Origin of the sequence: Veillonella nakazawae, from assembly GCF_013393365.1 — a bacterium.
Classification (GTDB): Bacteria; Bacillota; Negativicutes; order Veillonellales; family Veillonellaceae; genus Veillonella; species Veillonella nakazawae.
The window spans coordinates 2,005,330-2,017,687 of the sequence record NZ_AP022321.1 but is presented as its reverse complement, the minus strand read 5'-3'; the positions used below and the strand labels follow the sequence as shown (position 1 = coordinate 2,017,687).

The 12,358-nt window shown below is 39.4% G+C and carries 10 protein-coding genes; all 10 read left to right on the top strand.

Annotation, left to right across the window (positions count from 1 at the left end; all coding sequences use genetic code 11):
• Positions 1-58 precede the first annotated feature (58 nt).
• The 10 genes from VEIT17_RS09415 (at position 59) to VEIT17_RS09370 (ending at position 12,357) form a co-directional block, all read left to right on the top strand.
• Positions 59-685, top strand: a complete 627-nt coding sequence (locus VEIT17_RS09415; protein ID WP_024047872.1) for a site-2 protease family protein — start codon at positions 59-61, stop codon at positions 683-685.
• 294 nt (positions 686-979) lie between these two features.
• A complete protein-coding gene (locus VEIT17_RS09410) occupies positions 980-1,213 on the top strand; it encodes a (2Fe-2S)-binding protein (RefSeq protein ID WP_024047871.1) in 234 nt (77 codons plus the stop codon).
• A 217-nt stretch (positions 1,214-1,430) separates the two neighbouring features.
• Entirely contained in the window at positions 1,431-2,579 is a 1,149-nt protein-coding gene (locus tag VEIT17_RS09405) for a glycoside hydrolase family 3 N-terminal domain-containing protein (RefSeq protein ID WP_178885868.1), read from the top strand.
• Positions 2,580-2,786: 207 nt separating this feature from the next.
• Positions 2,787-3,770: an Abi family protein gene (locus VEIT17_RS09400; RefSeq protein ID WP_060923720.1), complete on the top strand. Its 984-nt coding sequence runs from the start codon at positions 2,787-2,789 to the stop codon at positions 3,768-3,770.
• A gap of 116 nt (positions 3,771-3,886) precedes the next feature.
• Positions 3,887-5,038 carry a lactaldehyde reductase gene (gene fucO, locus VEIT17_RS09395; protein ID WP_178885866.1) on the top strand — a complete coding sequence of 384 codons (1,152 nt, stop codon included), beginning with the start codon at positions 3,887-3,889 and terminating at the stop codon, positions 5,036-5,038.
• A gap of 326 nt (positions 5,039-5,364) precedes the next feature.
• The gene (locus tag VEIT17_RS09390) at positions 5,365-6,909 is read left to right on the top strand and encodes a ClC family H(+)/Cl(-) exchange transporter (protein ID WP_178885864.1); all 1,545 of its coding nucleotides are present in this window, start codon (positions 5,365-5,367) and stop codon (positions 6,907-6,909) included.
• 46 nt (positions 6,910-6,955) lie between these two features.
• Positions 6,956-7,750, top strand: a complete 795-nt coding sequence (locus VEIT17_RS09385; protein WP_178885862.1) for a sulfite exporter TauE/SafE family protein — start codon at positions 6,956-6,958, stop codon at positions 7,748-7,750.
• A gap of 563 nt (positions 7,751-8,313) precedes the next feature.
• Positions 8,314-11,136: an FAD-binding and (Fe-S)-binding domain-containing protein gene (locus tag VEIT17_RS09380; RefSeq protein WP_178885860.1), complete on the top strand. Its 2,823-nt coding sequence runs from the start codon at positions 8,314-8,316 to the stop codon at positions 11,134-11,136.
• Positions 11,137-11,338: 202 nt separating this feature from the next.
• A complete protein-coding gene (locus VEIT17_RS09375; protein ID WP_178885858.1) occupies positions 11,339-11,941 on the top strand; it encodes a tetratricopeptide repeat protein in 603 nt (200 codons plus the stop codon).
• Positions 11,942-11,943: 2 nt separating this feature from the next.
• On the top strand, positions 11,944-12,357 hold the full coding sequence (locus tag VEIT17_RS09370; protein WP_024064856.1) for a hypothetical protein: 414 nt from the start codon (positions 11,944-11,946) through the stop codon (positions 12,355-12,357).
• Position 12,358 lies beyond the last annotated feature (1 nt).

The following is a 12,358-nucleotide window of genomic DNA, read 5'->3' as shown; positions in this document are numbered from 1 at the left end:
GTAATCTATATATGATATATAGTTCATAAACATGTTAGGTAACATATAAAGGAGTTTTATGTTTGATTTAAATCCGATACAGATATTAGCTAGTATTCCTGCTATTATCATCGTTTTTTCTGTCTTTGGATATGCAGAGGCCAAAGTAGCTACCTGGTTTGGCGATCCAACACCTCGGATGGCGGGGCGCCTCACATTATCTCCTTTGGCACACCTTGATTTAATAGGTACTATCTGTATCATTCTAGTTGGATTTGGCTGGCCTAAAGGGATGGCTATTAATCCATCTTACTTTAAAGACCCACGCCGTGATATGAGCCTACTTGCTTTTGCAGGTCCTATAGCAGGCCTGATTACAGGGTTCGTATTTACTTTCATATACGTACTTTTGGGTAATTTGAATCTTATGCAGTCTCCGGGTTTACCAATGGTTATGCAATACATTATTTTGTATAGCATCGGCCTTTCCATTTTCTGCTTAATTCCATTCCCACCATTACCTGGTTTTAATATCATTTTGCCGTGGCTACCGACAGAATGGCAAATTAAATATTACCAATTAGGGATGATTAACTTGATTTTCTTTATCATCCTTATTAATACACCGATTATTTCTATGGTAATCCGTCCATTGCAACAAACAATTTTCAAAATTTACTTTGCAATCATTGGGACGATTTTATAAATATATTTGGTGAAAGCCTCTATCGTATAGGTGATAAATCTATGGTAGAGGCTTTTTTGTGTTATAAGTATGAACAAAATTATGATTATATTTATATTAAAAACTATCGATATAGTTTCTAATATATGATATACTGTGTATAGAAATCGTAAATTTTCGATATATTAATGTTACAGTGTATGGTTAGATACTATTGATATAGTAAACTAATCCACTAAACTAAATTGATATGTAAATCGATATATTAAATTGATACAGTATATAGATATTCAAGTGAATAGAAGAGGAATACATATGGATTTTGAAGAAAATCAAGTGCCAGAGGCGATTCTGGACAAGCTTACAAAGGTGTGTACATGCCGTAGCATTACACGTAAAACGATTAAAGAAGCTATTTTGAATGGTGCTCATACATTTCCTGAGGTAAAAGAAGCAACTCGTGCCGGCACAGGTGCTTGCGGTGGTAAAGGCTGTGGCCCTCGCATCGTAAAGCTCTTAGCAGAAATGAAAGAGCAAGGTAAAATTTAAGGATAAGCAAAAGTTAAGCACAAGCAAAATTTAATCGTAAGTTTGATCTTAACTGATATAAAGACTATTACTTGGAACCAATACGGTATATATTCGTAGGTTTTGGGTAATAGTCTTTTTTGCGCTCACGATGCACTACATGTATTGGCGTTGTTGGGGTTGTCTTTATTATTTGATATACTATACATAATACTTTTTAGAGATTTTGGAGGTATATATGTTTCGACGTATCGTAGCGGCTACGATGATTGGCGCATTGGCGCTTACAACGGGCTGCGGTTTACATAACCCATTTACTTCTAAAGCGGAGCCTGTAACCTATGAATCCGTGGCACAGAGCGAGCTTTCACCAGAGGAAAAGGTGGACAAATTAGTAGCTAATATGTCTGACGCGGACAAGGTAGGCCAATTGTTGATGATTGGCATCCATGGCAAGACCTTGAACGATGATGCTAAATTCATGCTCAATGAGTATCGCGTGGGCGGTATCATCTTGTTTGACCGCAATATGGAGTCCAAGGATCAAGTGAAATCGCTGATTACAGATATTAATAAAACTGGTAAAAGCGCCGGTTTAACGCCATTGTTCATCGGTATCGACCAAGAGGGTGGTGCTGTGGCGCGCATGGAGAATCAGCTCATCAAGGTTCCTCCTGCAGAGGCGTTAGGCAAGGAACCTATTGAACAAGCGGTATCCTTGGCAAAACAGTCTGGTACAGAACTAAAGGACTTGGGATTCAACATTAACTTTGCTCCTGTAGCGGACTTGGGCTTGACCTATGGCCGTTCCTTTAGTACGAACCCTGATGAGGCCGTACGCTATGCCAGTGCAGTAGGCAAGGCCTATGATGAAGCGGGCTTGTGGTACTCTTACAAACACTTCCCAGGCATTGGTAAAACAGATGTAGACTTACATGCGGATACCAGTGTTGTGCCAGTGTCTAAAGAGACTTTGTTGAATGAAGATACGAAGGTATTTGTAGATCTCATTAAGCAGTCTAAACCGAATACATATGCAATTATGGTGTCCCACGCGATGTATCCTCAAATCGATGCAGATCATCCATCTAGTCTTTCTAAAGCGATTATTACTGACTGGTTGCGCAAAGATATGGGCTATAACGGCGTTGTCGTAACAGACGATATGGACATGGGCGCTCTTGCAAAACACTACACCTTCGGCGATATGGCCGTTCAATCTATCTTGGCTGGCAGTGATATCTTGCTCGTGTGCCATGAGTACGAACACATGCAAGAGGCGTATAATGGCCTTATGAAAGCTGTAAAAGATGGTCGCATCTCTAAAGAACGACTCGATGAATCTGTGAAACGAATCTTGCTTATGAAGATGAGTAAAATTTCTTAGAATGTCTTATTTTAAGGAAGGAATTTTAAGAGTATATCACGAATATAGACAGTGGAAATACTATTCATGGAAGGCGAATCTGAGTTGACACCCAAGGGAGAACTTTGTTATAGTTAATACACAGAGAAACTGTGCGAAACTTACGGGTAACGCGCAACACTCGTCGACTCAAGGGTCGGCGAGTTTTTTTGTTTGTAGGAGGGAGTTATGTCTAAGCCTTTTAAGTCTTTAGATTCCCTATTACGATTGATGAGAAAACGGAATATTACGATTGAAAAGGGAACTGAGGGCAGTCGAGTAAAGAGAATTTTAGCTAGAGATAATTATTACTCAATAATTAATGGTTACAAAGATATTTTTTTGGATATTAACGCTACAGTTAATAGTGGAGATGATTATTATATAACGGGAACAACATTTTTTCAGATTTATGGACTATATTGTTTTGACCGTAACCTTCGAATTATTCTATTGAAGGCTCTTTTACAAGCAGAGCAAAATATTTGTACGAAAGTATCTTATCGTTTTTCTGAAGTACATACATCTGAATTCAGCCATTTAAATGTAAATAATTTTTCTAAGACTAATTTACCTAAAGCTACAGAGTTGGTATCAAAATTATCAAATGCTACACAACGTAATGCAAGACATACTATGTTTTCCCATTATTTAACGACACATCAAGATTTACCTTTATGGGTTTTAGTAACAAAGCTTACATTTGGTGAGATTACGAATTTTTATAAATTAATTACTCCTAACATACAGGAGAAAATCTTGGAAGATATACATAAGGAATATACGACTGAGTACCGGATTTCTATAACGAATCCCACTTCAACCTTAATACCTATTTTTAGCGAAATATTAGATGTTTTGGTAGGGTATAGAAATGTATGTGCACATGGAGATCGACTTTATAATCATAGGATTACAGGTTCAAAAAGGACGATAAAAAAACTAACATACTATTTTGTGTCTAATCCAAAGGGGAGTGAATCTTCTGTATATGGATTATTGATTTCTTTGAGATTATTATTGCCACGAGTGGCATATAAAAGCATTATTGATGAGATTATAAGTGAGTTATTACTTTTAAAAGAACAGTTACCAATTATACAGTTTAATCAAGTTCTTGCTAAAATGGAGCTAACGCTTCAGTGGAAACAAACCTTAGAAACACTAAAATAATAAAATATATAGTGTATACATAACACAGCTTCAAGGATTTTAATAAACCGATAGAGAATTACTTAGTATAGTTATTCTCTATCGGTTTATTTTTTATTCGTTAGGAGTGAATGTATATGGCTTGGAGAATTATGTTGAACGGCACGTCCTATTTTGGACAAGGGGCGATTCAGGAGATTGTGAACGAAATTAAGAATCGCCATTTTAAAAAGGTTCTTGTTACGTCTACACCTGATTTATTTGAGTTTAAGGTAGCTACAAAGGTAACAGACTTACTTGATGCGGCAGGTATTGCTTACGATGTATATGACAATATTAAGCCGAATCCAACGATTGAAAACGTAACATCTGGTGTGGCTGCTTGTAAAGCCGCAGGTGCTGAAGCTATTGTTGCTGTAGGCGGTGGCAGTGCTATCGATACAAGTAAGGCTATTGCTACGATTGTGACGAACCCTGAGTTCAGCGATGTGCGTAGCCTTGAAGGGGTGGCACCTACGAAACATCCATGCTTGCCGATTATTGCTGTATCTACCACATCTGGTACGGCGGCAGAGGTTACTATTAACTACGTTATTACAGATGTTGAAAAGAACCGTAAATTCGTTTGTGTTGACCCTCATGACATACCAATCGTAGCCATCGTGGACCCTGATATGTCCGCATCGATGCCAACTGGCCTTTGTGCGTCTACCGGTATGGATGCCCTCGTGCATGCCGTAGAAGGTTACATTACAAAAGGTGCGTGGGAACTTACTGATATGCTTCATTTGAAAGCTATCGAAATCATCGGTCGTTCCTTGCGTAGCGCCGTAGCTGGTGACTTCGCAGGTCGTGAAGCTATGTCCCTTGGTCAATATATTGCAGGTATGGGCTTCTCCAACGTAGGTCTTGGCATCGTTCACTCCATGGCGCATCCATTGAGTGCTGTGTACGACATCCCTCATGGCAAGGCGTGTGCAATGCTTTTAACAGCAGTATTGAAATTCAATGCTCCTGCAACAGGCGAAAAATATCGTGAAATCGCTCGCGTTATGGGCGTTTCTGATGTAGACGAAATGGATCAAGAAACATATCGTCAAGCAGCTATTGATGTAATCCAAAAATTAGCTGACGATGTAGGCATTCCTAAATCCCTTAGCGAAGCAGGCGTAAAACGAGAAGACATTCCATTCCTCGCTGAATCTGCTTTCAACGATGCATGTACACCTGGTAATCCACGAGATGTGTCTTTGGAAGAAATTATTGGTATCTATGAATCCATATTCTAAGGAATTTTAGGACTTGTCTAAATAATCTAATAGCCTAAATGATGCTGAGCTCTGGCCCTAAGAACTTTACATCTTTAGTGTCTTTACATATTTCAGATGCCTCCGAATATGTAAAGAAAATACATTTATACACTTGCTTAACAAAGCTAGCCATCTCATTGTAGAGGTGGCTAGCTTTGCGTTTGTAGCGTTGTCTTCTAATTAGATAATTGACGTTGTATGTAATCATTTCTTGAAAATGATGGTTTACATAAGTATACTAAGGATATGAATACATAGTTTATGCACGAGTGTTTAAATTTTGGCTAATGCTAAGGAGGAATGGTATGAGGCTATGGAAATTTAATAAGCGCAGTTCTACCTTAGCAGATATGTCCATGAATCGTATATTGTTAACGGAGCTCATTGCAAAGGGCGCTCTTGTGGGCGTGATTGCAGGTTTTTGTGGTGCTACGTACCGTTATTTAATCCTTGAGTCAGAGCATATTCGTTGGCATTTGATGGACGACATTACCATGGAAGGGGCCATAGGCTGGCTTATAGTGATGGTTATTTTTGCCTTTATTGTCGACAGATTGCTTGCATGGGCCCCATTATCGGGGGGCTCTGGTATTCCTCAAATCGAAGGGGAAATGCTGGGCCTCTTTGATATGAAACCGTATCGGACGTTGGCTTCTAAGATGATTGGTGGTGTATTGACTGGGTTTGCAGGCTTTTCAGTAGGCCGTGAAGGGCCAGCCGTACAAATTGGTGGCTCTGCTGGTAAAATTGTATCCTATTGGATGAATTCAGGGCTGCGTGAGCAGCGCATCTTGACTTCTGCTGGCGCAGGGGCGGGCTTAACGGCTGCCTTTAGTGCACCCGTATCGGGGGCTATGTTCGTCTTTGAAGAGGTCCATAAAAGCTTTTATCCCTACCTCGTTGTGCCCACCTTTGTGGCCACATTGATTTCTAACTATATTACAGTTAGTATCTTTGGCCTCGACCCAGCTCTTGGATTTTCGGTCACCTCAGGGGTTCCTCTTGCGTACTTCCCTGTACTGCTTATGGTGGGCGTTATCATGGGGCTCTGTGGGGTGCTCTTCTGCCGCATGATCTTTGCGTTCAAGAAATTCTTTGAGTGGCTTAAATGCTCTCGGTTCTTGAAATTAGCCCTTACTTTTGTGACTGTGGCCGTCATCGGCTATGACTCGCAACTTCTTTTAGGCGGTGGCAATGATCTGGTAGGACAGCTAGCCTTTCAGTCGCATGGCGTATTGCTCTTGGGTGGTATCGTACTAGGTAAGATTTTACTTACCACCTTCTGCTATGGCAGTGGTGCGCAAGGCGGCATATTCTTGCCCATGCTCGTCATAGGTGCCTCTGCAGGTGCTTTTTGTGAAAGCGTGCTTTCATCAATCGGTATTATCTCACCTGATTTTGTACCTCAATTCGTCATCTGTGCCATGGGTGGTATGTTAGCAGCTGCGATGAGAACTCCGATTTTGGCGATTTTACTCGTCCTTGAAATGACGAATAGCTTCTCTAATATTTACGCCATCGGTATTGTTACACTTGTGGCATACCTTGTAGCAGAGCTTTTAAAAGAACCACCGATTTACGATTCCTTATTGCAAGCCATGACCGGTCAAAGCCATTTAGAAGCAGTGCAAACCTTCTTCCAAACGAAGGTGCCTGTAGTGGCAAACTATACAGAGGTGCAGTTACAAGACTTGGCATTGCCAGATGGCACATTAATCGTAAGTATTCGCCGAAATGGTACCTACATTGTACCTCTTGGGGATGTGAAACTCGAACCAGGTGACGAGCTACAAGTCTCTTGTGAACGAGGACGATTAAAAGCCGCGAAAGACTTTTTCCAATCGAATTAGTTATAGCAAAGAGATATTTCCAATCTAAGTAAAGGGAGACCTTATTATGCTGGATAACATTATAGTATTTTATATATTCTTTACCATAGTCGGCTTTTTAGCGGCTATGCTAGGCACCATCATCGGTGCCGGAGGGGGCCTTGTGTTCGTTCCTCTCTTCATGTATTGGTTCCCGGAGTGGTCCCCATCTATGATTGTAGGGACATCACTCTTTTCCGTTATGTGTAACGCCGTTTCTGGTTCTATTGCGTATATTAAGCAGAAGAAGGTACATATCAGTGCGGCCATAGTCTTTAGTTTATCTACCTTACCAGGTGCTATTTTAGGGGCCCAAATGTCTGGTTGGTTTTCTGGACAAGGCTTTATGTTTGCCTTTGGGTGCTTTATGCTATGCGCTTCTGGTTTGATTGGATTTAAGAACTTCAAAAAAGGGGAGCGGAAGGAAGAAAGCCTTACTCTTGATCAACTAACGTATAGCAAGCCTATCGGTATTAGCATTAGCTTTTTTGTAGGTTTTATCTCCAGTATCTTTGGTATTGGTGGTGGTCTTATTCATGTGCCGGCCTTAATTTATCTCATGGGATTTCCTACCCATATGGCTACAGCTACAAGCCAATCCATTCTTGCTGTATCTACAATGATAGGCGTTATAACCCATTTATTGGAAAATCATATCGTATTTAGTATTGCTATTCCTACTAGTATTGGCGCTATCTTTGGGGCCCAAGTAGGGGCGCGAATTGCTAAACGGTTGAAAGCAAAATCTATCCTTGCCCTTATGAGCGTTGCAGTTTTTGCACTAGCTGTACGTCTTATTCTTAAGTCTGGTATTTTGGGATAATATGGCTTCTCTGATGATCAATAGAAATTTGAATACTATACTGCTTATGTTCTAGCTAGTATGAGACGATAGATTTGATATGTTTACTCTAATCCCTCTAGTGATTGCTCGAAAGAGTTATATCGCTAGAGGGCTTTTTATGTGAAAGTGAACGATTATTAGTAGGGGAATCTAAAAGTTATGATTAAAAGTCATACTTAAATATAAATGAGAATGATAAAATTGAAATAAATGAAAATATACAGTTTTGTGTATAATTTATGTAAACTATTTCCTATAGAATTATATACACGATAAATCAAGTTTTATGGGCAATTTGGCGTTCATTTATTATAGAGTTCTTTAATTACTAAGTAAACAAAATAGTTTTATTTTAATATGTGAAAAAATGAGTACATGATAATGCCACTGAGATGCACTTTCAAGTAAAGAAATAAAAAAGCCATGCATATCGAGAATTATTAGGAGACATATAATTTATGCATAATTATAGTAGTGAGAATGAGAACGGCGTATACTAAATATAAGACAAATTTCTTAAGAGAGGATAGGAGGATATACAAGTGAGTACGCTTATAAAAGATTATGAACGTTTTGCCAAGGAGGCAAAAGAGATTTGCAAAGATCGTGTCTATACTGATCATTTACGTCGTTATGCATATGGTGTTGACGCATCCTGTTATAGCTATTTACCAAAGGTTGTTGTAAAGGCTGAGGATGAACGTGAAGTAAGACGCCTTATTCGTTTGTGCCAACAATGTGGTACACCATTTACATTCCGTGCAGCTGGTTCTTCTTTATCTGGTCAATGTTCCAGTGAAGACGTGCTTATCGTATGTAATGATGGCTTCAAAAAAATGGAAGTTATCGACGATGGCAAAGCTTTAAAATGCGAATGTGGTGTTATCGGTTCCGATGCGAATGATTTATTGAAACCATATAATCGCAAAATCGGTCCAGATCCTGCTACACTTGCAACAGCATTAGTAGGTGGTATTTTGAACAATAACTCCTCTGGTATGTGCTGTGGTACGGCTCAAAACTCCTATAAAACAATCCGTTCCATCCGCGTTGTATTATTAGATGGTACTGTTCTTGATACATCCGACAAAAAATCTATTGAACAATTCCTTCGTGAAAAACCTCAAATGGTTGAAGATATCTTGCAATTGCGCAAAGAAATCTTGGCTGATGAAGAATTGACTCATTTGATTCATCACAAATACAAAATCAAAAATACTACAGGCTATGGCTTGAACTCCCTTGTTGATTTCGAAGATATTATCGACATCATCAATCACTTGTTCATCGGTTCTGAAGGTACATTGGGCTTCGTATCTGAAATCGTGTACAACACTGTTGAAGACGTACCTCATAAAGGTTGCGGTCTCATGTTCTTCAGCACATTGAACGATGCATCTCTTGCGGTTGTAGCCTTGGCTAATATGGGCCGTGAAAAGGTTGTTGCTGCAGAAATGATGGACTATCAATCCTTGAAAGCAGTTCAAACTCTTGAAAATGTACCTGACTTCGTTCGTGAAGTACCAGAAGGTACAAGTGCTATCTTGTTCCAAACTGAAAGCTATTCCAAAGATACTGTAGATGAAAATTTAGCTTTCATTAAAGAACAATTGAAAGATATCCCAACAGCAATCCCAAGTCTTTACTCTCAAGATCCTAAAGAATACGATTCCTGGTGGGCAATCCGTAAAGGTATCTTGCCTATCGTTGGTGGTCAACGTAGAAAAGGTACGACTGTTATTACCGAAGACGTTTGCTTCCAAATCGAAGACTTCACTAAAGGCATTGAAATGCTTACTGAATTATTCCACAAATACGATTTCGTTGATGGTGGTGTAATCTTCGGTCATGCTTTGTCTGGTAACGTTCACTTTAACATTACACCTGATTTCAGCGATCCTAAAGATACTAAGAACTTCGGCGATTTGGTAAAAGAAATGTCCGAACGCGTATCTGGTTTCGGTGGTTCTTTGAAAGCCGAACATGGTACAGGCCGCATGGTAGCACCATTTGTTGAAATGGAATGGGGCAAAAAAGCGTACGAAATCAACCGTCGCATCAAAGCGATCTTTGACCCTGAACGCATCTTGAACCCAGATGTTATGATCACTGATGATCCAGATGTGTACAAGAAAAACCTTAAAGCTCAATGCGTTATCGACGATGCTTTCACAATCTGTATGGAATGCGGTTTCTGTGAAAAACATTGTCCAAGCCGTAATTTAACATTGACTCCACGTCAACGTATCGCGTTGTTGCGCGAAACTAAACGCCTTGAAAACGAAGGCAACTTCACATTGGCATCTGAACTTAGAAAAGGCTATGAATACTTTGGCGTAGATACTTGTGCTGCATGCTCCATGTGTAAAGGCCTTTGCCCACTTAGCATCGATACTGCTCAAATCGCTTTGTCCATGCGCCGCATCGATCCACCTGCACCAGAATTGGCTAAGAAAATCTACGATAACTTCTCCACAACACTTCAAATGTGTCGTGCTGGCGTAAGTCTTGAAGGCATTGCAGGTTCCATCATTACTCAAAAAGCAATTTCTAAGATTACTGAAGGTTTGCATGGCGTAACAGGTGTTACACCATATGTTCCTAAAACAACTCCTAAAGCTAATCGCTATAAATTGAAAAACCGCATCAAACCAACTAACTTTGAAAAGGTTGTATACTTTAGTACATGTGCAAACCGCGCATTCAAACCAAACCAAGGTTATGACGATGATCGCAGCTTGCAACAAGTTGTAGAAAGTCTCTGCAACAAGGCTCATATCGATATTATCTATCCAAAACATATCGAAAACCTCTGCTGTGGCTTGAGCTTTGAAAACTACGATGACGTTCATGAACGTGCTGTAAAAGACTTGCACGATGCATTGATGAAAGCATCTCAAAATGGTAAATATCCAATCGTGATCGACCATAGTGCATGCTTCAACCATGCTTTCAAACACATGCCGGACTTAGAAATCAACGATATTTCTGAATTCTTGTGCAAATACGTAGTACCTCATCTCGACATTGAAAAATGTGATGAACGCGTTATCGTACACAAACAATGTAAGATTAAATCTTTGAACAAATCTCAATATATTGAAGACTTGGCGCGCCTCTGCACAGACCATGTATTCAATATCAAATCCTTCGCATGCGATGGCTTTGCTGGTCAAAAAGGTTTCTTCACACCAGAACTTAACAAATCTGCTACAAAAGACCTTGCCGGTGAAATTGCTGAATACGGTGCAACACTAGGCGTAAGCTCCAGTTCCACATGTGAAATTGGCCTTGGTGAAAACGGTGGCATTCCATTCGTAGGCGTTGCATTCCTATTAGACCGTTGCTCTAAAGCAAAAAAATAAGATTTATAACATTACCTACCATATAACGAAAAAGGACGAGTTGCAGCTCGTCCTTTTTTGTATATAGTTTTGGTATAATTGTAATGGTAATTAAAAAACTATGTGCTAGTATTTAATGAATTATATGATAGTGCTATATAATGTAATGATAGTAAATAGTCGATTATGTAATTGTATTAAATGGCTAATATAGAGGTATTGTATGAAATATATTCTATTATGTATTTGTTTGCTTAGCTTATTAGGGTGTGGCACAGATACTAAGACTCAGCAAGACACTAAACCTACAACAACAGCTAACGAACAAGCTAAAACAGAGCAAGATGCTCGTGTTATGGCCGCTAAGCAGGCTTTATCCTCTGGCGATTATGCTAAAGCTATTGAGGAAGCAACAGCTTCTATTAAGGATAATCCTAATAATGCAGAGGCGTACTCCATCCGTGGCTTCGCTACGGCGTTGAGTGGTGATACCGCTAAAGGTTTAGTAGATACTAAAAAATCATATGATTTAGATCCTAATAATGTAGCGAATTACTACAACATGGCCATGGTGTACAAATTACAAGGCCAATTAAATGAGTCTAAACAATGGTTTGAAAAGGTATTAGAAAAGGACCCTAGTAACACCTGGTCTGTATACGGTATTGCTACCATTTATGCGGACCAAGGGGATGATACGAAGGCCCTTGATTGGCTTGAAAAAGCGATTACAATTGATCCATCTGTGAAAGCTGTGGCTGCTGAACAAGACCATTTTGAACGCTTTCACAATAATGCGCGATTTAAAACATTAGTAGGATTATAGGCATGGATGTGAAACAGATGATTCGCCTTATTATAAAGGCGATAGGATTTATATATTGGTTTGTTTTTCTATACCTTGGTGGTTTAATGGTCGTAGACTGGTCAGGGTTTATGTCCCAACATAATATAGAAACACCTCTATTCCTTACATACTTAGTATTTGTAGGATGTTTTGTAACACCGTATATTATGCTGTACTGGAAGAAGCTAAATCCTAATGTGAAAGTTCCATTTTTAGTGCGCCATCTCTCCGAATTTATGGCGCGATTAGAAGATTGCCATAGCATATGGTTTGATGTGCTATATGTACTAAAATTATTGCTCTATTTCGTAACAATTCTGTGGATGCTTTGTATCATATTACTTACCTTAGCAGTTATTGCGTGGACAGTAGTTCTAATTTTACTGAGCAATTGAT